Source organism: Pseudomonas sp. Mn2068 (genome assembly GCF_049319725.1).
GTDB lineage: Bacteria > Pseudomonadota > Gammaproteobacteria > Pseudomonadales > Pseudomonadaceae > Aquipseudomonas > Aquipseudomonas gingeri.
In genome coordinates, this window is sequence record NZ_JBMOUG010000005.1 from 163,574 (window position 1) to 185,507 (window position 21,934).

19 protein-coding genes are annotated in these 21,934 nt (G+C 63.9%); 14 read left to right on the forward strand and 5 right to left on the reverse strand.

The genetic code is table 11. From position 1 onward, the window contains the following. The first annotated feature begins 5 nt into the window (after window positions 1-5). From ACL9RJ_RS13880 to ACL9RJ_RS13910, 7 genes are all read left to right on the forward strand, one after another. Entirely contained in the window at window positions 6-1,775 is a 1,770-nt protein-coding gene (locus tag ACL9RJ_RS13880) for an aconitase X (protein ID WP_017129061.1), read from the forward strand. Then, the gene (locus ACL9RJ_RS13885) at window positions 1,768-2,433 is read left to right on the forward strand and encodes an amino acid ABC transporter permease (RefSeq protein WP_422765351.1); all 666 of its coding nucleotides are present in this window, start codon (window positions 1,768-1,770) and stop codon (window positions 2,431-2,433) included. The genes ACL9RJ_RS13880 and ACL9RJ_RS13885 overlap by 8 nt, the downstream gene beginning before the upstream one ends. Before the next feature lie 12 nt (window positions 2,434-2,445). Next, window positions 2,446-3,096 (forward strand): amino acid ABC transporter permease, encoded by a 651-nt coding sequence (locus ACL9RJ_RS13890; RefSeq protein WP_017129059.1) that lies wholly within the window; start codon window positions 2,446-2,448, stop codon window positions 3,094-3,096. Beyond that, window positions 3,089-3,811 (forward strand): amino acid ABC transporter ATP-binding protein, encoded by a 723-nt coding sequence (locus ACL9RJ_RS13895; RefSeq protein ID WP_017129058.1) that lies wholly within the window; start codon window positions 3,089-3,091, stop codon window positions 3,809-3,811. Before ACL9RJ_RS13890 ends, ACL9RJ_RS13895 begins: the two co-directional genes overlap by 8 nt. A 54-nt stretch (window positions 3,812-3,865) precedes the next feature. Next, window positions 3,866-4,894, forward strand: a complete 1,029-nt coding sequence (locus tag ACL9RJ_RS13900; RefSeq protein WP_103033121.1) for a trans-3-hydroxy-L-proline dehydratase — start codon at window positions 3,866-3,868, stop codon at window positions 4,892-4,894. 133 nt (window positions 4,895-5,027) lie between these two features. Then, window positions 5,028-5,945: a dihydrodipicolinate synthase family protein gene (locus ACL9RJ_RS13905; protein ID WP_017129056.1), complete on the forward strand. Its 918-nt coding sequence runs from the start codon at window positions 5,028-5,030 to the stop codon at window positions 5,943-5,945. A 204-nt stretch (window positions 5,946-6,149) separates the two neighbouring features. Further along, window positions 6,150-7,730 carry an aldehyde dehydrogenase (NADP(+)) gene (locus ACL9RJ_RS13910; protein ID WP_017129055.1) on the forward strand — a complete coding sequence of 527 codons (1,581 nt, stop codon included), beginning with the start codon at window positions 6,150-6,152 and terminating at the stop codon, window positions 7,728-7,730. A 215-nt stretch (window positions 7,731-7,945) separates the two neighbouring features. Here the strand turns inward: ACL9RJ_RS13910 and ACL9RJ_RS13915 are convergent, their stop codons facing one another. Next, window positions 7,946-8,953 carry an Ldh family oxidoreductase gene (locus ACL9RJ_RS13915; protein WP_103033120.1) on the reverse strand — a complete coding sequence of 336 codons (1,008 nt, stop codon included), beginning with the start codon at window positions 8,951-8,953 and terminating at the stop codon, window positions 7,946-7,948. 177 nt (window positions 8,954-9,130) lie between these two features. Further along, entirely contained in the window at window positions 9,131-10,780 is a 1,650-nt protein-coding gene (gene mqo / locus ACL9RJ_RS13920) for a malate dehydrogenase (quinone) (RefSeq protein ID WP_042936924.1), read from the reverse strand. A 738-nt stretch (window positions 10,781-11,518) separates the two neighbouring features. Between mqo and ACL9RJ_RS13925 the strand changes: the two genes are divergently transcribed. From ACL9RJ_RS13925 to ACL9RJ_RS13955, 7 genes are all read left to right on the forward strand, one after another. Next, on the forward strand, window positions 11,519-12,538 hold the full coding sequence (locus tag ACL9RJ_RS13925) for a substrate-binding domain-containing protein (RefSeq protein WP_177108564.1): 1,020 nt from the start codon (window positions 11,519-11,521) through the stop codon (window positions 12,536-12,538). Further along, window positions 12,522-13,526, forward strand: coding sequence for an ABC transporter substrate-binding protein (locus ACL9RJ_RS13930; RefSeq protein WP_017129050.1), 1,005 nt, complete (start codon window positions 12,522-12,524; stop codon window positions 13,524-13,526). Before ACL9RJ_RS13925 ends, ACL9RJ_RS13930 begins: the two co-directional genes overlap by 17 nt. A 96-nt stretch (window positions 13,527-13,622) precedes the next feature. Continuing rightward, a complete protein-coding gene (locus ACL9RJ_RS13935; protein WP_042936921.1) occupies window positions 13,623-14,396 on the forward strand; it encodes an ABC transporter permease in 774 nt (257 codons plus the stop codon). Beyond that, window positions 14,393-15,187 (forward strand): ABC transporter permease, encoded by a 795-nt coding sequence (locus ACL9RJ_RS13940; protein WP_177119458.1) that lies wholly within the window; start codon window positions 14,393-14,395, stop codon window positions 15,185-15,187. Before ACL9RJ_RS13935 ends, ACL9RJ_RS13940 begins: the two co-directional genes overlap by 4 nt. Further along, the gene (locus ACL9RJ_RS13945) at window positions 15,184-16,215 is read left to right on the forward strand and encodes an ABC transporter ATP-binding protein (RefSeq protein ID WP_103033118.1); all 1,032 of its coding nucleotides are present in this window, start codon (window positions 15,184-15,186) and stop codon (window positions 16,213-16,215) included. Before ACL9RJ_RS13940 ends, ACL9RJ_RS13945 begins: the two co-directional genes overlap by 4 nt. A gap of 25 nt (window positions 16,216-16,240) precedes the next feature. Next, a complete protein-coding gene (locus ACL9RJ_RS13950; protein ID WP_422765352.1) occupies window positions 16,241-17,074 on the forward strand; it encodes a phosphodiesterase in 834 nt (277 codons plus the stop codon). A 256-nt stretch (window positions 17,075-17,330) separates the two neighbouring features. Next, the gene (locus tag ACL9RJ_RS13955; RefSeq protein ID WP_422765353.1) at window positions 17,331-18,482 is read left to right on the forward strand and encodes a hypothetical protein; all 1,152 of its coding nucleotides are present in this window, start codon (window positions 17,331-17,333) and stop codon (window positions 18,480-18,482) included. Window positions 18,483-18,566: 84 nt separating this feature from the next. Here the strand turns inward: ACL9RJ_RS13955 and ACL9RJ_RS13960 are convergent, their stop codons facing one another. From ACL9RJ_RS13960 to ACL9RJ_RS13970, 3 genes are read right to left on the reverse strand one after another with little or no spacing between them, the layout of a single operon-like run. Then, complete coding sequence (locus ACL9RJ_RS13960; protein ID WP_422765354.1) at window positions 18,567-19,697, reverse strand: NAD(P)/FAD-dependent oxidoreductase; 1,131 nt, start codon at window positions 19,695-19,697, stop codon at window positions 18,567-18,569. Between the two features lie 22 nt (window positions 19,698-19,719). Next, complete coding sequence (locus tag ACL9RJ_RS13965; protein ID WP_422765355.1) at window positions 19,720-20,847, reverse strand: NADH:flavin oxidoreductase/NADH oxidase; 1,128 nt, start codon at window positions 20,845-20,847, stop codon at window positions 19,720-19,722. 13 nt (window positions 20,848-20,860) lie between these two features. Beyond that, window positions 20,861-21,796 carry a dihydrodipicolinate synthase family protein gene (locus tag ACL9RJ_RS13970; RefSeq protein WP_017129043.1) on the reverse strand — a complete coding sequence of 312 codons (936 nt, stop codon included), beginning with the start codon at window positions 21,794-21,796 and terminating at the stop codon, window positions 20,861-20,863. Window positions 21,797-21,934 lie beyond the last annotated feature (138 nt).

Sequence of the window (21,934 nt, forward strand, 5' to 3'; positions counted from 1 at the left end):
CCCGCATGCCCAGCACGCCCACTTCCCTCACCGGACGCAGCCTGGTCGAGGGAGCCGCCCAAGGTTCCCTGCTGTTCGCCGATATCGGCCTGAGTTTCTGGGGCGGTGTCGATCCGTTCAGTGGCGAAGTGATCGACCGCCATCACCCCTTGAGCGGCGAGCACCTGGCCGGCCGCGTGCTGGCGCTGCCCAGCGGCCGCGGTTCCTGTACCGGCAGCAGCGTGATGATGGAGCTGATCAGCAATGGTCATGCCCCGGCTGCGCTGGTACTGGCCGAAGCCGATGAGATCCTGACCCTGGGCGTGCTGGTGGCCCGGGTGATTTTCGAACGTTCCCTGCCGGTGCTGTGCATCGGCCGGGAGGCCTTTGCCGCCCTGCGCGGCCAGGCCTTTGCCCGGATCGAGGGCAACAGCCTGACACTCTTCGACGAAACGCCCGCCGACGCCTGGCAGGCACCGACCACGCCGGTGCCAGTGCGGCCGGCGACCGGTAGCGTCGAACTCAGCGAACATGACCTGGCCCTGCTCGAGGGTCAGTACGGCAAGGCGGCCCAGGTGGCCATGCAGATCGTCCTGCAGATGGCCGAGCTGCAAGGTGCGCCCAGCCTGCTGGACGTGACCCAGGCGCATATCGACGGCTGCATCTACACAGGGCCGGCGAGCCTGCGCTTTGCCGAACAACTGGTGCAATGGGGGGCGCGCGTGCGCGTCCCGACCACCCTCAATTCGATTTCCGTGGACCAGCGCCGCTGGCGTGAACTGGGGGTCGATCCGGCCCTCGGCGAACCCGCCAGTGCCCTGGGCACGACCTACATGGCGATGGGCGCGCAACTCAGCTACACCTGCGCGCCCTACCTGCTCGACAGTGCGCCGAAAGCCGGCGAACAGATCGTCTGGGCCGAATCCAACGCCGTGGTCTATGCCAACAGCGTGCTCGGTGCCTGGACCCAGAAATACCCCGACTACCTGGATATCTGCATCGCCCTGACCGGCCGTGCACCACTGACCGGCTGCCACCTGGCCGAACAGCGCAAGGCGCGCCTGGAGATCGAAGTACCGCCCATGGGCGAACTGGACGATGCCTTCTACCCGCTGCTCGGCTATCACATCGGCGCGCTGTCCGGCAGCCGTATCCCACTGGTGCGCGGCCTGGAGCTGGCCAACCCCAGCCTCGACGACCTGAAGGCTTTCGGCGCGGCCTTCGCCACCACTTCGGCGGCACCGCTGTTCCATATCGCCGGGGTCACCCCGGAAGCCCTCGACCCGCTGCAGGTGCTGGAGCCGGGTCAGTCGCTGCCCCTGCAACGCATCAGCCCGCAAGACCTGCTGGGCAGCTGGCGCGAACTCAACAGCGCCCGCGAACCGCGAGTGGATGTGGTTTCCCTGGGCAACCCGCACTTCTCCCTCAGCGAGTTCGCCCACCTCGCGCGCCTGTGCCGTGGCCGCCACAAGCATCCGGACGTGGTGCTGGCGATCACCTGCGGCAGGGCCGTGCTGGAACAGGCCCGTACCGCCGGTCATATCGCCGCGATCGAAGCCTTCGGCGCGACCCTGATCACCGATACCTGCTGGTGCATGGTCGGTGAGCCGGTGATTCCGCCGGCCGCCCGGACACTGATGACCAACTCCGGCAAATACGCCCACTACGCTCCCGGCCTGGTCGGACGCACGGTGCACTTCGCCAGCCTGGCCGAGTGTGTCGACAGCGCCTGCAGCGCCCAGGCCAGCGGGAATCTGCCGGCCTGGCTGCCACAGGAGGAAGCGGTGCATGTTTGACTATACGTTCCAGTGGCATTCGGCCTTCCGTGCCCTGCCCGACATGCTCAACGGCGCCTGGGTGACCTTCGAAACCGCCGCCCTGTCGATGATCTTCGGCGTGCTGATCGCCCTGACCCTGACCGTGATGCGCGAGGCGAAACAGCCGGTGCTCAGCGGCATCGCCAACGGCTGGGTGTCCATCGCCCGCAACACGCCGTCGCTGTTCCAGATCTACATCCTCTACTTCGGCCTCGGCTCCCTGGGGCTGCATGTCAGCTCCTGGCTGGCATTGCTGGCCGGGATCACCTTCAACAACGCCGGCTACCTGGCGGAAAACTTCCGTGGCGGCCTCAAGGCCGTGCCCGTCACCCAGATGCGCGCGGCACGTTCGCTGGGCATGAGCGCCTTCCAGGCCTACCGGATGATCATCGTTCCGCAATTGCTGCGGGTGGTGTTCTACCCGCTGACCAACCAGATGGTCTGGGCAGTGCTGATGACCTCGCTGGGGGTGATCGTCGGCCTCAACAACGACCTGACCGGGGTGACCCAGGACTACAACGTCAAGACGTTCCGCACCTTCGAATACTTCGCCATCGCGGCGGTGCTGTATTACCTGATCGCCAAGGCGATCGTCGCGGTAGCCCGGCTCTTGTCCTGGCGGCTGTTCCGTTACTGAGGGGTCTGCTCCATGTTTTCCACCAGTCTTACCCTGAATGACCTGCTGTTCCTGCTCAGCGGGGCCTGGGTCACGCTGCAACTGACGGTCTGGTCGATCCTGCTCGGCACCGTCGCCGGCCTGGTGTTCGGCCTGCTGCGCGCCCTGCTGCCACGGCTCAGCCTGCCGCTGGCCTGGGTCCTGGACGTGTTCCGCAGCGTACCGCTGCTGATCCAGTTCGTGCTGTTCAACTCGCTCAAGAGCATCGTCGGCCTGAACATCAGTGCCTTCACCGTCGGCTGCATCGTGCTCGGGATCTACGCCGCCGCGTACTTCACCGAGATCGTCCGCGGCGGCGTGCTCTCGGTGCCGCTGAGCGTGCGCCGGGCCAGCCGCTCGCTGGGCCTGAGCTACCTGCAGGACCTGCGCTGGATCGTCCTGCCGATGGCCTCGCGGGTCGCGTTCCCCGGCTGGCTGAACCTGGTGCTCAGCGTCATGAAAGACACCGCGCTGGTGATGTGGATCGGCATCGTCGAACTGCTGCGCGCCTCGCAAACCATCGTCACCCGCATCCAGGAACCGCTGCTGGTGCTGTGCATCGCGGGCCTTATCTACTACGTCATGAGCCTGGTGGTCGCACGCCTGGGCGCTCGTCTGGAAAGAAGGTGGCAAGAAAATGATTGAGATCGACAACGTACACAAATCCTTCGGCGACCTGGAAGTGGTCAAGGGCGTCAGCCTGACGGTGAACAAGGGTGAGGTGGTGTCGATCATCGGCGGCTCCGGCTCCGGCAAATCGACCCTGCTGATGTGCATCAACGGCCTGGAATCGATCCACAAGGGCAGCATCCGCGTCGACGGTATCGAAGTCCACGACAAGGCCACCGACCTCAACCGCCTGCGGCAGAAGATCGGCATCGTGTTCCAGCAGTGGAACGCCTTCCCGCACCTGACCGTGCTGGAGAACGTCATGCTGGCGCCGCGCAAGGTACTCGGCCGGAGCAAGCAGGAGGCCGAGGAACTGGCGGTGCGCCAGCTCACCCATGTGGGCCTGGGCGACAAGCTCAAGACGTTCCCCGGCAAGCTCTCGGGCGGCCAGCAACAGCGCATGGCCATCGCCCGGGCCCTGGCCATGTCGCCGGACTACATGCTCTTCGACGAAGCCACCTCGGCCCTCGATCCGCAACTGGTGGGCGAGGTGCTGGACACCATGCGCATGCTCGCCGAAGACGGCATGACCATGGTCCTGGTCACCCATGAGATCCGCTTCGCCCGGGATGTCTCCGACCGCGTGGCGTTCTTTCGCAACGGCCTGGTGCATGAGATCGGCTCGCCCGACCAGGTCATCGGCAATCCCGTGCAACCGGAAACGGCGGCGTTCCTCAAATCCGTGAAATAACCGCTCCCCCGTAGGAGCCGGCTCCTACAGAGTGAACAGACAGGAGGTGTATCAATGCGTTCATCGAAAATCGTTCATGTGGTCAGCTGCCACGCCGAAGGTGAGGTCGGCGATGTGATTGTCGGCGGCGTCGCCCCGCCGCCGGGTGCCACGGTGTGGGAACAGTCGCGCTGGATCGCCCAGGATGAAACCCTGCGCAATTTCGTGCTCAACGAACCGCGCGGCGGGGTGTTCCGTCACGTCAACCTGCTGGTCCCGGCCAAGGACCCGCGGGCGCAGATGGCCTGGATCATCATGGAACCGGCCGATACCCCGCCGATGTCCGGTTCCAACTCGCTGTGCGTGTCCACCGTGCTGCTCGACAGCGGCATCCTGCCAATGACCGAACCGCAGACCCGGCTGGTGCTCGAGGCCCCGGGCGGCCTGATCGAAGCCGTGGCCGATTGCAAGGACGGCAAGGTCCAGCGGGTGGAAATCAAGAACGTGCCGTCGTTCGCCGACCGCCTCGATGCCTGGATCGAAGTCGAGGGCCTGGGTTCGATCCAGGTCGACACCGCCTATGGCGGCGACAGTTTCGCCATCGTCGACGCACAGACCCTGGGCTTCCAGATTCGCCCCGACGAGGCCAGGGACATGGTCGAGATCGGCCTGAAGATCACCCGCGCCGCCAACGAGCAACTGGGCTTCGTCCATCCGCTGAACCCCGACTGGTCGCACATTTCCTTCTGCCAGATCGCCGCACCGGTGGTCTACGAGAACGGTGTCGCCACCGGTGCCAACGCCGTGGTGATCCGCCCCGGCAAGATCGATCGCTCGCCCTGCGGCACCGGTTGCTCGGCACGCATGTCGGTGTTGCAGGCCAAGGGCGTGCTGAAGGTCGGCGACCGTTTTATCGGCCGCTCGATCATCGGTTCGGAGTTCCACTGCCGCATCGACTCCATGACCGAACTGGCCGGTCGCACGGCGATCTATCCGTGCCTGTCCGGTCGGGCCTGGATCACCGGGACCCACCAATTGCTGCTCGACCCCGCCGATCCGTGGCCGCAGGGCTACCGGCTGTCGGACACCTGGCCCGGCGCCTGAACCACAACCCATTGCCTGACGGCCGATTGCAACAACGCGGTGGCGCCAGCACGGCGCCCGGCGAAAAAACACTGGCTGAATTTTTTCACTTAAAATATCGTATACGAAATACTTTTAACCACTGGAGTTAATCATGAGCAAGCGCATCAACTGGAGCGGCGTCTTCCCGGCGGTCACCACTCAATTCAACGACGACTTCTCCATCAACCTGGAAAAGACCCATCAAGTGATCTCCAACGTGATCCGTGACGGCGTCTCGGGTCTGGTGGTGTGTGGTTCGGTGGGGGAAAACACCTCGCTGACCGCCGAGGAAAAGATCGCCGTGACCGAAGTCGCGGTGGACGCCTCCAGGGGCCGCGTGCCGGTGATCTGCGGCGTTGCCGAGTTCACCAGCGTGCAGGCGGCCAAGGTTGCCAATGCGGTGCGCAAGGTCGGTGTCGATGGTGTGATGCTGATGCCGGCGCTGGTCTACGGCTCCAAGCCGTTCGAGACCGCCGAGCACTACCGCTATGTGGCCAGGCACGCCGACGTGCCGCTGATGGTCTACAACAACCCGCCGATCTACAAAAACGACGTGACCCCGGACATCCTGATTTCCCTGGCCGACTGCGACAACGTGGTGTGCTTCAAGGATTCGTCCGGCGATACCCGGCGCTTTATCGACGTGCGCAATGAAGTCGGCGACCGTTTCGTGCTCTTCGCCGGTCTCGACGACGTGGTCCTGGAAAGCATCGCCGTCGGTGCCGAGGGCTGGGTCTCGGGCATGTCCAACGTGTTCCCCAAGGAAGGCGAAACCATCTTCCGCCTGGCCAAGGCCGGCCGTTTCGCCGAAGCCATGCCGATCTACGAATGGCTGATGCCGATCCTGCACCTCGATGCCCGCGCCGACCTGGTGCAGTGCATCAAGCTGTGCGAGGCCATTGCCGGTCGCGGCAGCGCGCTGACCCGTCCACCGCGCCTGGCCTTGCCGGAAGCGGACCGGGTATTTGTCGAGCAGATCATGGCCAAGGCCATGGCCAATCGTCCGGCGTTGCCGGATGTGGGTCTCTGAATAAAAGGTTGGGAGCAGCCCGCCAGAGTGGCGGTGACTGTCCCGACGCCTTCGCGGGCAAGCCCGGCTCCTACAGAGCTTGAGTCGAATCCGGATCTTGTCGACGACACAAAACTGTAGGAGCCGGGCTTGTCCGCGAATAGGCCCTGCCCCCACAGGAAACCCAAAGAGCTCGACACGAGCCCCTGTCAATCGGAGTTCCCCATGCCCGAGATCCTCGGTCATAACTACATCGGTGGCACTCGCAGCGCTGCCGGCAGTGTCGTCCTGCACAGCCACGACGCCAGCAGCGACGAAGCCCTGCCCTATCGCTTTATCCAGGCCACCCCGCAAGAAGTGGACGCCGCCGCCCGGGCCGCCGCCAGCGCCTATCCGACTTATCGCGCCCTGCCGGCCAGTCGCCGCGCCGAGTTCCTCGAAGCCATCGCCAGCCAACTGGATGCCCTGGGCGACGACTTCATCCATCTGGTCACCCGTGAAACCGCCCTGCCCAACGCGCGCATCCTCGGCGAGCGCGGCCGTACCAGCGGACAGATGCGCCTGTTCGCCGATGTCCTGCGTCGCGGTGACTTCCATGGTGCACGCATCGACCGCGCGCAACCCCAGCGCCAGCCGCTGCCGCGCGCCGACCTGCGTCAATATCGTATCGGCCTCGGCCCGGTGGCGGTGTTCGGCGCCAGCAACTTCCCGCTGGCCTTCTCCACCGCCGGGGGCGACACCGCTGCCGCCCTCGCCGCCGGTTGCCCGGTGGTGTTCAAGGCCCACAGCGGCCATATGGCGACGGCCGAACGGGTCGCCGATGCGATCATCCGCGCCGCCGAACAGACCGGCATGCCCCCGGGCGTGTTCAACATGATCTACGGCGGCGGGGTCGGCGAAGCGCTGGTCAAGCACCCGGCGATCCAGGCCGTCGGTTTCACCGGCTCGCTCAAGGGCGGCCGGGCCTTGTGCGACATGGCCGCGGCGCGCCCGCAACCGATCCCGGTGTTTGCCGAGATGAGCAGCATCAACCCGGTACTGGTCCTGCCCGAGGCGCTGGCCATGCGCGGCGAGACCATCGCCCGGGAACTGGCCGCTTCGGTGGTGCTCGGTTGCGGGCAGTTCTGCACCAATCCCGGACTGGTTATCGGCTTGCGCTCGCCGGCGTTCAGCGCCTTTACCGAAAGCCTGGCGGCCTTGATGGGCCAGCAACCGGCGCAGAGCATGCTCAACAGCAGCACCCTCGGCAGCTATGAAAAGGGCCTCCAGGCGCTGCAGGCGCATCCGCGGATCACCCATCTGGCCGGTCTGCCGCAACAGGGCAGGCAGGCCTTGCCGCAGCTGTTCAAGGCCGATGTCAGCCTGTTGCTGGACGGCGATCCGCTGTTGCAGGAAGAAGTGTTCGGCCCGACGACCGTGCTGGTCGAGGTATCCGACCGGGCCGAGTTGCAACGCGCCCTGCAAGGACTGCACGGTCAGTTGACCGCGACGTTGATTGCCGAGCCCGGCGATCTGCAGGCGCACGCCGAGGTACTGCCGCTACTGGAACAGAAGGTTGGCCGGGTGTTGTTCAACGGTTATCCGACCGGGGTCGAGGTGTGCGAGGCGATGGTTCACGGTGGGCCCTATCCGGCGACATCCGATGCCCGTGGCACCTCGGTCGGCACCCTGGCCATCGACCGTTTCCTGCGGCCGGTGTGCTACCAGAACTGCCCGGATGCGTTGCTGCCCGATGTGCTGAAGAACGCCAACCCGCTGGGGATTTCCCGGCTGGTGGACGGTCGGAGCAGCCGCGAAAGCTGGTAGTTTCCGGACGCGAGAGCTGTGGGAGCGGGCTTGCCTTGATGCCCTTCAGTCAAGGCCGGCACGCTCCCTGTAGGAGCGCCTGGCTTGCCAGCGATGAGGCCCGTGAAGCCGCCAGAAGCTTCGGGGGCAAGCCCCCTCCCACATAGTCGCCTGCCACGCCGGCCCATTCCCACAGGTACAACCCTTCAAACCCAGCCCCAGGGCGCCGAGCCCTGTCAGGCCAACAGCGCCTTGAGGTCGTTGTACAAGGCCGTGGGAATCTCCACGCCGTCCACCCGGCTACGCGCCCGAGCCTCGTAACGCCGCTGCGACGGCAACCGGGCGCCCTGCCCCTGGATACTCTCGAACAGGCTTTCGGCACGGGCCAGGTGCTGTTCCGTGGCGTCGCCGAGAAAGCGCCGCGGGTCAAGGGCAATGATCAGTTCGCCATGGTACGGCGACGACTTGCTGCCGCCGTCGTGGGCCAGGGATTCGGCGCTGGTCAGGTCGCCGATCAGCGGTCCGGCGATCAATTCCACCATCGCCGCCAGCGCCGAGCCCTTGTGCCCGCCAAAGGTCAGCATCGCCCCCAGGTCGAGCACCACGTTCGGATCGGTGCTGGGCTGCCCCTGGGCATCCACGCCCCATCCCTCGGGAATGGCCTTGCCGGCACGCCGGTGCAGTTCGATCTCGCCCCGGGCAATGGCGCTGGTGGCGAAGTCGAAGACAAACGGATCATGACCCGCGCGCGGCCAGCCAAAGGCAATGGGGTTGGTGCCGAACACCGGCTGGTTACCACCGGCCGGTGCGACCCAGGCATGGCTCGGCGTGCAGGCCAGCGCCACCAGGCCGGCCTCGGTCAGTTGCTCGATCTCGACCCAGAGCGCGGAGAAATGCACACAACGGTTGATGGCCATGGCGGCAATGCCATTGGCCCGGGCCTTGTCCTTGAGCAAGGGCAAGCCGGCCTGGAAGGCCAGTTGGGAAAACCCGCCGGCCGCATCGACCCGCACGATGGACGGTGCCTGGTCGACCACCTCGGGCCGGGCATCGGCCTCGACCTTGCCGGCCTTCAGCGAAGCGACGCAACCGAGCACCCGGTACAGGCCGTGGGAGGCACAACCATCGCGCTCGCCGGCCGCCACCGTATCGGCCACGGCATCGGCATGGGCAAGGCTGAAACCATTGTGCAGCAGGATCAGTTTGGCCAGGGCATGGGCCTGGTCCAGCGTCAGTCGAGTCATAGGTCACTCCAGGAAGAAGGGTTCCAGAGTTGCCCATGGGCGAGCCCGAGGCTTGATCAGTTTGACTGCCCGGCATGACGAATTCGGCACAGCATCGCGACCGGGGATGCGGATGCAAAAACGCCACTCGGGCGAGTGGCGTTTTTGTGCAGCCTGTGGCGTTGACGCGGGTATTGCTTACAGCGCCATGTCAGCCTTCGGATTGTCCTCGGCCTTCGGCTTGTCGGCAGCGGCAGGAGCGGCCGGTGCCGCTGCGGTCTGGCCGATCACCGGAGGGGTGGTCAGTTGCAGGACTTCAGCCGTGTAGTTCCACTCTTTCTGCACAGCCTCGGGGCTGTTGTTCAGCTTGGTACCGTAGCTAGGCACGATCTGGTGCAGCTTTTCCTGCCAGGCAGGGGTTGCCACCTTGTCCTTGAAGACCTTCTCCAGGATGGTCAGCATGATCGGCGCGGCGGTGGAAGCACCTGGCGATGCACCCAGCAGGCCGGCGATGCTGTTGTCCTTGGCACTGACCACTTCGGTACCGAGCTTCAGGACGCCGCCCTTCTCTTCGTCACGCTTGATGATCTGCACGCGCTGACCGGCCTGCCACAGGCGCCAGTCTTCTTTCTTCGCCTGCGGGAAGTACTCCTTCAGGGCGTTGAAGCGATCGTCATCGGACATCATCAGCTGACCGCCCAGGTACTGGACCAGGTCGAACTGATCGATACCCACGCGGGTCATCGGCCAGACGTTGTGGGTGGTGGTGCTGGTCAGCAGGTCAAAGTACGAACCGTTCTTCAGGAACTTGGTGGAGAAGGTCGCGAATGGCCCGAACAGGATCACGCGCTTGCCATCCAGCACGCGGGTGTCCAGGTGCGGAACCGACATGGGTGGCGCTCCGGTCGAAGCGATACCGTAGGCCTTGGCCATGTGCTTGAGGGCGATATCCTGGTTATCGGTGACCAGGAACGAACCGCCGACCGGGAAGGCCGCGTAGTCGTTGGCCTCGGGGATACCGGACTTCTGCAGCAGGTGCAGCGCACCGCCACCGGCACCGATGAACACGAACTTGGCGTCGGTCTGGGTTTCAGTACCGTCTTTCAGGTTCTTGTAGACCACGCGCCAGCTGCCGTCTTCATTGCGCTTGATGTCCTGCACTTCGCTGGACAGCTTGAGCTTGAAGTTAGGCTGCTGTTGCAGGTGCGCGACGTACTGGCGGGTGATCTCGCCGAAATTCACGTCGGTGCCGATCGGAGTCCAGGTGGCGGCGATCTTCTGCTTCGGATCACGCCCTTCCATCATCAGCGGGACCCACTTCTTGATCTGCTCCTGATCTTCGGTGTACTGCATGCCGCTGAACAGCGGGCTGGTCTGCAGGGCCGCGTAGCGATCCTTGAGGAACTTGACGTTGTCATCGCCCCACATGAAGCTCATGTGCGGTGTCGAGTTGATGAACGAGTGCGGGTTCTTCAGCACGCCCTGGCGAACCTGCCAGGACAGGAACTGACGGGTGATCTGGAACGACTCGTTGATCTCGATCGCCTTGGAGATGTCGATCTTGCCGTCTTTGCCGTACGGCGTGTAGTTCGACTCGGCCAGGGCCGAGTGACCGGTACCGGCGTTGTTCCAGCCATTGGAGCTTTCTTCGGCAACGCCATCGAGGCGCTCGACCATTTCCATCGACCAGTCAGGCTGCAGCTCGTTGAGCCAGATGCCCAGGGTCGAACTCATGATCCCGCCGCCGATCAGCAGCACATCGACCTTCTTGGCCTCGGCCGCGAACGAGGACGTGACCCCTATCGACAAGGCCAGGCCCAACAGCGCCTTGTTCACTTTTTTCAACATATAGTCATACCTACGATAGATCGCCATCCGCTCCTCCACCCTTGCTCACACAGGATTCCGGGCTGATACAACGCCGTGGATTCCCGCACTCGAAAGAACTGGAGAATGGGCACACAAGGCCGCCATCACTGGCATAGGCCTCACTTTTTATGTCGCTCCTGCGCTGACTTCTTATCGTTGTTGGCTTCAGCTGACTTGAGTGACATGAATTCTGTTGGTGCGTGGTCGCACACATTGTCGGCATCGCTGCCATCAGACTCCGACACCATGGGACGAACAGGCCACTTGGCGACCGCGGGGTCGCGAAATGCCCGGCCTTGGCTGCAATCTCGCGCGGGAAAAGCGAAGAGACTGGCCAGCATCAATGGTGGCGGAAATGCCATTGTCCACGGGACGCGCAAATCCGTCAAAAAAAGCGTCTCACTCCTACCTTATTTTGACTAAAGCCTGACATCGTTTTCTTTCAAATCATGGTAGCTGAGCCTGCTCATATCGATCGTTCCCACGCTCCAGCGTGGGAATGCCTCACTGGACGCTCCGCGTCCGCCCTGCAGGTGACGCGGAGCGTCACGGGCTGCATTCCCACGCAGAGCGTGGGAACGATCAGACGCTCTAGCGTGGGAACGATCAGCACATGCAGCCGACACCTGACATCAAACTGTCATCGCTCCTTTACCTGATCGCCATCTTCGATCCGTACTGTCGCTGGCCAATGAGATCGATCTCAAGGAAGCGACAATGACCGATTTGAAAGATGTGGCGCGCCTGGCCGGCGTCTCCCGGGCGACCGCCGCCCGCACCTTCGCCAGCCCCGAAGTGGTGCGTCCGACCACCCGCGAGCAGGTCTTCGCCGCCGCCCGCGAACTGGGTTTCCGTCCCAACCACCTGGGCCGCCAACTACGCCTGCAGCAGACCAACCTGATCGGCGTGATGGTCCCCAACCTGCTCAACCCGGTGTTCGCCGAGCAGTTCCAGGCCATGGAGCGCGCGGCCCGCGCCTGGGGCTACAACCTGCTGCTGGCGACCACCGACTACGCCGCCGACCGCGAAAGCGCGGTGGTCGAAGAGTTGCTGCGCCAGCGGGTCGACGGCCTGATCCTGACCGTGACCGATGCCGAGCACAATCCGCTGCTGGAAAGCCTGGCCCAGGAGGAAACGCCCTTTGTGCTGGCCTACCACCAGCCGGACAACACCGACTACTGCGCGGTATCGGTCGACAACCGCGCCGGCATGGCCCTGGCCACCCGCTACCTGCTGGATGCCGGGCACACGCGGATCGGCATGGTCGCCGGCCCGGCCCTGCAGTCCGACCGCGCGCGCCTGCGTTACGCCGGCTACTGCGATGCCCTGCTGGAACGTGGCCTGACACCCCTGCCGGTGATTGAAATGCCTGCCCATACCAGCGCCGACTTCGCCGCACTCTCCCCGCTGCTGCGCGGCCCGCAACCGCCGAGCGCGCTGGTCTGTTCCAACGACTTGCTGGCCATCAGCCTGATCGCCGAACTGCGCCGCAACGGCTGGGGCGTGCCAGAACGCCTGTCGGTCATCGGTTTCGACGGCATCGCCATCGGCACCCAGATGCATCCGACGCTGTGCAGCGTGGTCCAGCCGATCACCGCCCTGGCGAACACCGCCATCGAACACCTGCTGGCGCGCATCAACGGCGCCAATCCCACTTCCCAATGCCTGCCCTGCCATATCCGGCCGGGCGAAAGCACCCGGCCCTACGAGGAAATGCGTCATGACCCAGCTCAGTAAGACCCTGGCGGCCCTGTTGCTCGGCGGCATCGCCAGCCTGGCCCACGCCGCCGAAACCGCCATCTGCTACAACTGTCCGCCGGAATGGGCGGACTGGGGTACGCAGCTCAAGGCGATTGCCGACAGCACCGGCGTCCAGGTGCCACTGGACAACAAGAACTCCGGCCAGGCCCTGGCCCAGCTGGTGGCCGAGCGGGCCGCACCGGTTGCCGACGTCGTCTACTACGGCGTGACCTTCGGCCTGCAGGCGCAGAAAGCCGGGGTCCTGGGCGACTACAAGCCCAAGCACTGGGACGAGATCCCGGCCGGCCTGAAAGACCCGGCGGGCCACTGGTTCGCGATCCACTCCGGCACCCTCGGCCTGATGGTCAATGTCGATGCCCTCGGCGGCCTGCCCGTACCGCAAAGCTGGGCCGACCTGCTGAAACCCGAATACAAGGGCATGGTCGGCTACCTCGACCCGTCCAGCGCCTTTGTCGGCTATGTCTCGGCGGTGGCGATCAACCAGGCCATGGGCGGCACCCTGGACAACTTCGCCCCGGCCATCGACTACTTCCGCAAGCTGGCAAAAAACGCCCCCATCGTGCCCAAGCAGACCGCCTATGCGCGGGTGCTCTCCGGTGAGCTGCCGATCCTGGTGGACTACGACTTCAACGCCTACCGCGCCCGCTACAAGGACCAGGCCAACGTGGCCTTCGTGATTCCCAGGGAGGGCAGCCTCAGCGTGCCGTACGTGATGAGCCCGGTCGGCAATGCCCCGCATCGGGCCAATGCCGAGAAGGTCCTCGACTTCGTCCTTTCCGACCAGGGTCAGGCCTTGTGGGCCAACGCCTATCTGCGTCCGGTGCGACAGATGAAAATGCCCGCCGAGGTCGCCGCCCGCTTCCTGCCGGACAGCGATTACGCCCGTGCCGGCGTGGTCGACTACGAGCACATGGCCGCCGTCCAGGAAGCCTTTGCCGCTCGCTACCTGAACGAGGTGAAGTAAGTGGCGACATCGGTCGACAAGGCCCTGGCCGTGCCCGCCGGCAGTTGGCCGCGGCTGCGCCTGCCGCCGGCGGTGACCTGGGCACTGGCCCCGGCCATGGCGATGCTGCTGGCGTTCTGGCTGCTGCCGCTGGCCCATCTGATCCTGCTCGGCGCAGAAAGCCGTGACACCGCCGGCAGCGGCTACTGGCAGGTGCTGGGCAGTGCGCAGTACCTGGGCAGCCTGGTGCAGACCGGCCTGCTGGCGGCGCTGACCACCCTGGTGGCGCTGCTGATCGGCGGTATCAGCGGCGTGTTCCTGGCCCGCCAGCAGTTCTTCGGCCGCTCGACGCTGGTGGCGCTGCTGACCTTTCCCCTGGCCTTTCCCGGCGTGGTGGTGGGTTTCCTGGTGATCCTCCTGGCCGGACGCCAGGGCCTGTTCGCCCAGCTCGGCCTGCAACTGGCCGGCGAGCGCTGGATCTTCGCCTACTCGTTGACCGGATTGTTCATCGGCTACCTGTATTTCTCCATTCCCCGGGTGATCCTGACGGTGATGGCGGCCTGCGAGAGCCTCGACCGCAGCCTGGAAGAAGCCGCGCACTCCCTCGGCGCCGGGCACTGGCGGGTGGTCTGCGACGTGATCGTACCGGGCCTGGCCCCGGCACTGGTGTCCTGCGGGGCGATCTGCTTCGCCACCTCGATGGGCGCGTTCGGCACCGCCTTCACCCTCGGTACCCGCCTCAATGTCACTCCGGTAGCGATCTACAACGTATTCACCAACTACGCCAACTTCGCCGTCGCCGCGGCGCTGTCCGTGGTACTGGGTGGCGTGACCTGGGCGGTGTTGCTGCTGGCGCGGCGCCTGGTCAAACAGTCGAGGACCGTCCTTTGAAACGCTCAGGCCTGTTTTTCGGGCAACTGTTGTTCACCCTGCTGGTCTGCGCCTTCATGCTGGTGCCGGTGCTGCTGTCCCTGCTCGCCGGAGTGACCCGCAACTACTTCCAGGGACCTTCCAGCGGCCTGACCCTCGACTGGCTGCTGCAGGTCTGGCAGGCCTATTCCGGCACCGTCTGGCTGTCCCTGCAACTGGCCCTGGCCTGTGCCCTCTGCGTGTGCATCATCGGCGTACCGGCGGCCTATGCCCTGGTGCGGATGAACAACCGCTTCAGTCGTGCCTTCGAGGAGTTGATGGTGCTGCCGGTGGCCATGCCGGGCCTGGCCAGTGCCCTGGCGCTGCTGCTGACCTACGGCCAGTTCGGGACCTTTCGTGGCAGCTGGCTGTTTATCCTGGTGGGCCACGTGCTGTTCACCCTGCCCTTCCTGGTGCGGCCGGTGATGGCGGTGATGCAGCGCCAGCATCTGCCGGTACTCGAAGAAGCGGCGGCCAGCCTGGGCGCCGGTCCGTTGCGACGCTTCTTTACCGTGGTGGTGCCCAACAGCCGCGCCGGCATTCTCGCCGGGGTGTTGATGGTGGTCACCCTGTCCCTGGGTGAATTCAACCTGACCTGGATGCTGCACACCCCGATGACCAAGACCCTGCCGGTGGGCCTGGCGGACAGCTACGCCTCGGCGCGGCTGGAAGTCGCCAGTGCCTACACCCTGATTTTCCTTCTGCTGATCGTGCCATTGCTGATTGCACTGCAGGCCATCAGCGCCCGTCTGTCCCGTGGAGAACGTCGATGACCGGCACCACCATTCGCCTGCAAGGCTGCCGCAAGGCCTTTTCCGACGGCACCGTCGCCGTGCATGACCTGAACCTGACCATCGAACCGGGGGAAACCCTGGCGATCCTCGGTCCGTCCGGCTGCGGCAAGACCACCACCCTGCGCCTGATCGCCGGACTGGAGCGCCCCGACAGCGGGCAGATCTGGTTCGGCGACGAGGACGTCACCCGTGTCCCCATCGAGCGGCGTGACGTCGGCATGGTGTTCCAGAACTATGCGCTGTTTCCCAATCTCAACGTCGCCGAGAACGTGGCCTATGGGCTCAAGGTCCGTGGCATGCCCGCGGCCGAGCGCCACAAGCGCTGCGCCGAGCTGCTGGAACTGGTCGGCCTGGGCGATCACGGCCGGCGGGGCATTCACGAACTGTCCGGCGGCCAGCGCCAGCGGGTCGCCCTCGCCCGCGCCCTGGCGCCACGTCCCAGGGTCCTGCTGCTGGACGAACCGCTGGCGGCCCTGGACGCACAACTGCGCGAACGCTTGCGCAGCGAACTGGACCAGTTGCTGCGCAGCCTCGGCATCACCTCGGTGTTTGTCACCCACGACCAGGGCGAAGCCATGGCCCTGGGCGACCGCATCCTGGTCATGGAACAGGGCCGCATCGCGCAACTGGGCAGTCCACGGGAGATCTACCAGAAACCGGCCAATCCGTTTGTCGCCGGCTTCGTCGGCAATCTCAATGCCTTCGCAGTGCTCGAACGTACCCGCGATGGCCTGAAAGTCAGCGGCGGCGAATTGCCCTGGAGCGGCTCGCACCTGCCCGCCACGGTCTATTGCCGCCCGGAACACCTGCGGGTGATGGAAGGCGACGGTCATTTGCGCGGCCGCTTGCTGGGGCAGTTTTTCCAGGGTGCCCAGAGCCGCCTGCTGGTGGACATCGGCGGCGCGCAACCCTTGCTGGTGGACAGCGCCGACCCGCAGGTCCACGCCACCGGGGCAGCCATCGCCCTGGCCATCGAACCGCAGGCGCTGTTCACCCTGCACTCGTGATGATTTCTCCGTACCAGAGGCTTTTGTGAATTCTTCGTTTCTTATTGCCCACATCAGCGACCTGCACCTCAAGGCCGGCCAGCGCCTGACCTACGGCGTGGTCGACACCCTCGGCGCCCTGCGCCGCGCCGTCGACCAGTTGAACGCCAGCATCCCGCGGGCGGACATCGTGGTGATCAGCGGCGACCTGGTGGACTTCGGGCGACCGGATGAATACGCCGTGCTGCGCCCCGAACTCGCCCGCTTGCAGATGCCCTGCTACGTGGTGCCCGGCAACCACGACGAGCGTGAACACCTGCTGGCGGGCCTGCCGGAGCACACCTACCTGCCCCGCTCGGCGCAGGGCCCGTTGGACTGGGTGGTGGACCAGCATCCGGTCAGGTTGATCGGCCTCGACTCGACTACGCCAGGCGCCCATGGCGGGTGTGTGCGCGACAGCCAGCTCGAGTGGCTCGATCAGCAGTTGATGCGCCGTCCCGACGTGCCGACGCTGGTGATCCTCCATCACCCGCCGTTTGTCACCGGCATCGGCCATATGGACCGCGAGTCATTTCAAAACGCCCCGGCGCTGGAGGCCGTGATCGCCCGGCATCCCCAGGTCGAACGACTGCTGTGCGGGCATATGCATCGGCCCATGCAGCGGCGGTTCGGGGGAAGCATCAGTTGTGTCTGCCCGGGCACATCCCATCAGATCGTGCTGGACCTGCAAGACACCGCGCCGGCGCATTTCAATCTGGAACCGGCGGGGTACCTGCTGCATGCCTGGCACCCGCAGCACGGGCTGGTGACCCATAACGGCGTGTTCGGAGAATATCTGGGGCCGTATCCGTTTTACGATGGCAATGGGTTGATCGACTGAGCCTTCAGAGACAGCTCACACCTCAGTGCCAAAGCCCCGGGGCAGAGGCAAACCAATGTCGTCGATTGACACCTGCTTTCGGCAATATCCGTAATCTTGCCGGATGTCCTTGAACCCAATGGAAGCCATCCCTCGGCGTCAATGCTGAAGGAATCGGTGATAACAGCAGAACACTGGCTTGACAGACACGACGTCGTCACAATGGTCATCTTGGTTCTCACCGGACCGTGAAGATACTCAACGGAGCTTGATAGAAATGGAATTCGATAACCTGAGCTGGCCTGCAAAGATATCTGAAACAATCGCCCTTCATGGACAGCCGTTTCAACCAAAGGAAGCGCCAGATTCAAGATTTTCGATACTGGCCAAGCAGCTTGAACACACCTGGATGTATGCGCGCGAAAATCTCTACGACAAGCGATCAGACGTCACCCTCGAGTTGCTGTTTCTCGACAACAAATTGATCAATGCCATTGCCCAGACCGCGAACAAGGGAGAGGACCTAAGCGACTTCATTATGATTTTCAGAGGTACATTGCTGGCAATCGTGGAAATCAGCAATCGGCTATTCAGCCGCTCAGACTTCATGCCTGATCTGGGCAACGTATTAGTAGAAAACAACAATCGGACCCACATCGCTCAGTGGTACGCGGACACCGAAGTAAGGTTCGCCCAACAGGTAATACCTTTAAATTCTGTCAGGCAGCAGGCCGCACAGGTGTTTTCCGCAGCAGTGGCCAGCTTTGTGTTTTTTCATGAACTGACCCACCTGAGAAACGGGCATACCGAACTTGGTAGATGTCAGTACAACCTGCCGGCCATTGCAGAGGATCATCGCGAGGAATCAGTCTCCCTGCCAATGGAGATCAAAAGAACGCTTGAGATCGATGCCGATACAGGAGCGATCATCCATCTGTACACCTACCTCAAACACCTTTCGTCATCCCCCCCGACAGATAAGGACTTCAACCCGCAGATCATCGCCAGCTTCTACGGCGACGAAAAGAGGCTTCGCCAAACCTGCCTCCAAATTATCGATGTGTACTTCAAGCTGTCCCATCAGGAAGGCTGGAACCCCGAGAAAGACAAAGACAAGACACATCCAGGTGCTGCTTTCAGACGATGGATGACATATCACACATTCAACCAGTTCTTAGGCAGAAACATACAGCACGTCAAGCACGATACACAGGCCTTCGTTGATCAGTTCGTGACACTGGCGCTAGAGATGGAGAGCATATTCTCGGACATGCTCAACCAAGCTCCGGATTTCAAGCAACTGACCTCCATGATAGAGCACCAGGAAAGTTTTAACGTACGGCTGGATGAGTTCAGGAGATGCTGGACGAGTCTAACCCCAAAACTGGAGCCCTTTGTCAGAGGGGGTGAGCTGAATCTAGTCGTATGATCGAACTTCCCGGTGTAAACGGTTGGCCACTTTTTTGAAAAATGACGATCGAAGGACATCAACTGGCACGCCACAGTTCACCCTTCACTGACACAGGAACGGTCGATAGTCGATGTCCAGTGGCACGGGCTTGTCCTGTACCAGGCTGGCGATGATACGGGCGACGATGGGCCCGGCGGTGAAGCCCATCCAGGGAAAGAAGCCCATGAAGAACCCCGGGACGCCGGGGGCTTCACCGAGAATCGGGCGCCAGTCGTCGGTACCGTTGACCACGGCGGCCCATGTGCGGATGACCCGCAACGGCCCCAGCGCCGGAACGGTCTGCAGGGCCAGGGCCATGTTCTGCGCCAGCGAGTCGGGATCGGTCACCGGATGCCCGCGACCGTGCCAGCGCGCCGGCCAGCCACCACCGATCAGCACCGAACCGATGGCGTTCTGTTTCAGCGTGAGCTTTTCCCCCGCCGAGTACACCAGATGCGGAATCAACGGTCCGGTCTGCTCGGTCACCGCGACCTGAATCGCAAAGCCCTGCACGTCCGTATGGATGCCCAGCATCGCGGCGATTCGTCCGGCATCGGCGCCCGCCGCGTTGACCACGCGCCGGGCCACCAGGTCCTCGCCGGCCAGCCGCACCCGGAAGTTCTGCTGGCCCTGCTCGATGCCGATGACTTCGCTGTGACGACGGAACTTCACCCCCAGGCGCTTCGCCGCATCGGCATACGCCAACGTTGCAATCAACGGACTGGCCTTGCCCTCGATCGGACAGAATGCACCGCCGAGGACCCGATCCGAGAGATACGGCGCCAGTTCGCGCACCGCACTCTGGTCGAGCAGGTCGATCTCCAGCCCATGCTCGCGTTCGAGCGTCGCCTTGGCCTCGATCTCACGCAATTGTTGCTCGCTGGTGGCCACCAGCAGACCGCCCTTGGTCGAGACTTCGAGATCGACACCAAGCTCCTTGGGCAATTCGTGCCACATGGCGATAGAGCGCGCCATCAACGCGATGCTCGGGGCAAACCGCCGCGCCCACTCCGGGCCCTTGTTGACGAAAGGGTCGTGGGGAATCTGCGCATGCAGGCTGCCGGCATTCGAACCCGATGCCTGGGTATTGAGTTCGGTACGCTCCAGCAGCAACACATCGACGCCGTCCCTGGCCAGGTAATAGGCCGTGGCGCAGCCGACCAGGCCGCCGCCGATGACAATCACATCGGCCATGGAAACAACTCCGCTTCATCACTCATGTGGCTTTCACCTGCGTGTGTACCTGACGGCGGGCGAGAAAAAAACCGTGGGATCTCGGCAACAGATCATGGGCGTCGGGGACCTGCAGTTCCAGCGCCGCGTGATAGGCGAAGCTCGGATCATCGAGCAATGCCCGACCCAATGCCACCAGGTCGGCGGCACCATCGACGATCACCTGATTGGCCTGTCGCGCCCCGGTGATCAGCCCCACCGCCATGGTCGCCACCCCGGCTTCGGCACGGATGCGCGCGGCGTACGGCACCTGGTGCCCCGGCAAGGCCACCGTGGCGGAACGTGCTACCGGGCCAAGGATCCCGCCCGCCGAACAATCCACCAGGTCAACGCCTTCGGCCGCCAGCAACGCGGCCAGGCGCACGCTGTCATCCAGGCTGATCCCGCCTTCACCGTCGTCCACGCAAGACGCCCGGTACCACACCGGCATGCTCGCCGGCACCACTGCGCGCACGGCTCGCACGACCTCCAGCGCAAGCCGTGCACGGTTGGAAAAGTCGCCGCCGTAGGCATCATCGCGACGGTTGGCCAACGGCGAAAAGAACTCATGGATCAGATAGCCGTGCGCTCCGTGGATCTCGACAAAATCCAGCCCCGCTTCAACCGCCCGGCGGGCCCCGTCGGCGAATGCCTGGACGACCTGCCGGATATCTTCGAGACTGGCCGCCTGCGGCGTCGGCCAATCAGCGGCATGGGCCAGCGTCGAAGGCGCCAGCGTCGGCCAGGCCGGGGTTGCCGAGCCTGCCGTCAGCGGACCACTGCCGAGCCACGGCACCGCCGAACTGGCCTTGCGTCCGGCATGGGCCAGTTGCACGCCCAGCGGCACGTCATGCTGATGATAGAGTTCGGCGAGGCGCCGCAGGCCAGGGATCTGCTGGTCGCTCCAGATCCCCAGGCAACCGGGGCTGATGCGACCGTCGCGCGTCACCGCGGTGGCTTCGAGCAACGCACCGCCGATCCCGCCCAGGGCGAACCGGGCGTGATGGGCGTAATGCCAATCGTTGACCAGGCCTTCGACAGCCTGGTACTGACACATCGGCGACACCACCAGGCGATTGCGAAAACGTACGCCGCGGGAGTCGAAAGGCGTGAACAATGGCGGACGGCTCATCCCTGCTCCCTGATCACTTCGCCGCTTGGGCGGCAACGTAGCTATTGATGTCGTCGATGATGCTGACGATCCGCGCGCGGCGATCCAGGCCTTCCTGTCCAAGCTCGGCGAACTGCGTCAACGGTGCGCGGACATCACCGACCGGATACCCCTGCGACGCCGCCAGGGCTTTCGAATAGCACTGATGGCCGTAGGTGGGGTGACCTTCGGCAATGATGTGATCGAAGCTGCTGATCATCGCCTGGATCTTGCCCGCCTCTTGCAGCTTGCCTTCGACCAGCGCTTCCCAGAGCCGGGTCGACGCCCGCGGAATGTAGTTGGCATACGGATTCACGTACCCCACCGCACCGAGCAGAAAGCTTTCGACCGGACGCTCGCCGGCAAACACGTTCATCACCCCCTCGGTGCCTTCGACGATGTCGTAGATACGCCCGACATCCATGCTCGCCTCCTTGATGTAGCGCACGTTGTCGAAGGCCTTGGTCATGCGCGCGACGAGCGCGGCGGACATGTCGACGTTGGTGGTCACCGGGTTGTTGTAGAGCATGATCGGCAGCGAGGTCGACTCGGAAATCGCCCGGTAGTACTTGAAGATTTCGTCTTCGGTCGGGGTGTAGTAGTACGGCGGCGCGATCATGAAACCGTCGGCGCCCAGCGCTTCGGCTTCACGGGTGTAACGCACGGCGTTGGGGGTGTAGGCGTCCATGGTGCCCACCAGCACGTCGATACGGCCGTTGACCAGTTTCACCGTGGTTTCGATGTACTGGGTGCGCTCATCGTCCGAGATGGTCAGGAACTCGCCGGTGGTACCGAGAATGATGATGCCCGGCGAACCCGAGGCGATTTGCCATTCGATAAACGCGGCCAGGGCCTTGTAATCGATCTGGCTGCCATCGGCGGTAAAAGGCGTCACTGTCACGCCATAGCTGCCGCGAAATTCTTTGCTCATGCTTGACTCCGATTTTCGTACGTTTGTGCGCGGAAAAGATCAACGTTCGCGCATTTATGTCAGTTAATGACGTTCTTACTGCAAAACTCACTCGAAAAGCCTTATTCGAAGCGACAGAATCCTGTACATCCTGAAACG

What these genes read in the sequence shown, in the direction of transcription:
- ACL9RJ_RS13930 (WP_017129050.1), top strand. Translation starts at nt 12,522, where the DNA reads ATGACCCAGCTCAGTAAGACCCTGGCGGCCCTGTTGCTCGGCGGCATC.
- ACL9RJ_RS13935 (WP_042936921.1), top strand. Translation starts at nt 13,623, where the DNA reads ATGGCGATGCTGCTGGCGTTCTGGCTGCTGCCGCTGGCCCATCTGATC.
- ACL9RJ_RS13910 (WP_017129055.1), top strand. Translation starts at nt 6,150, where the DNA reads ATGCCCGAGATCCTCGGTCATAACTACATCGGTGGCACTCGCAGCGCT.
- ACL9RJ_RS13890 (WP_017129059.1), top strand. Translation starts at nt 2,446, where the DNA reads ATGTTTTCCACCAGTCTTACCCTGAATGACCTGCTGTTCCTGCTCAGC.
- ACL9RJ_RS13970 (WP_017129043.1), bottom strand. Translation starts at nt 21,796, where the DNA reads ATGAGCAAAGAATTTCGCGGCAGCTATGGCGTGACAGTGACGCCTTTT.
- ACL9RJ_RS13965 (WP_422765355.1), bottom strand. Translation starts at nt 20,847, where the DNA reads ATGAGCCGTCCGCCATTGTTCACGCCTTTCGACTCCCGCGGCGTACGT.
- ACL9RJ_RS13960 (WP_422765354.1), bottom strand. Translation starts at nt 19,697, where the DNA reads ATGGCCGATGTGATTGTCATCGGCGGCGGCCTGGTCGGCTGCGCCACG.
- ACL9RJ_RS13925 (WP_177108564.1), top strand. Translation starts at nt 11,519, where the DNA reads ATGACCGATTTGAAAGATGTGGCGCGCCTGGCCGGCGTCTCCCGGGCG.
- ACL9RJ_RS13885 (WP_422765351.1), top strand. Translation starts at nt 1,768, where the DNA reads ATGTTTGACTATACGTTCCAGTGGCATTCGGCCTTCCGTGCCCTGCCC.
- ACL9RJ_RS13895 (WP_017129058.1), top strand. Translation starts at nt 3,089, where the DNA reads ATGATTGAGATCGACAACGTACACAAATCCTTCGGCGACCTGGAAGTG.
- ACL9RJ_RS13880 (WP_017129061.1), top strand. Translation starts at nt 6, where the DNA reads ATGCCCAGCACGCCCACTTCCCTCACCGGACGCAGCCTGGTCGAGGGA.
- ACL9RJ_RS13905 (WP_017129056.1), top strand. Translation starts at nt 5,028, where the DNA reads ATGAGCAAGCGCATCAACTGGAGCGGCGTCTTCCCGGCGGTCACCACT.
- ACL9RJ_RS13945 (WP_103033118.1), top strand. Translation starts at nt 15,184, where the DNA reads ATGACCGGCACCACCATTCGCCTGCAAGGCTGCCGCAAGGCCTTTTCC.
- mqo (WP_042936924.1), bottom strand. Translation starts at nt 10,780, where the DNA reads ATGTTGAAAAAAGTGAACAAGGCGCTGTTGGGCCTGGCCTTGTCGATA.
- ACL9RJ_RS13955 (WP_422765353.1), top strand. Translation starts at nt 17,331, where the DNA reads ATGGAATTCGATAACCTGAGCTGGCCTGCAAAGATATCTGAAACAATC.
- ACL9RJ_RS13915 (WP_103033120.1), bottom strand. Translation starts at nt 8,953, where the DNA reads ATGACTCGACTGACGCTGGACCAGGCCCATGCCCTGGCCAAACTGATC.
- ACL9RJ_RS13900 (WP_103033121.1), top strand. Translation starts at nt 3,866, where the DNA reads ATGCGTTCATCGAAAATCGTTCATGTGGTCAGCTGCCACGCCGAAGGT.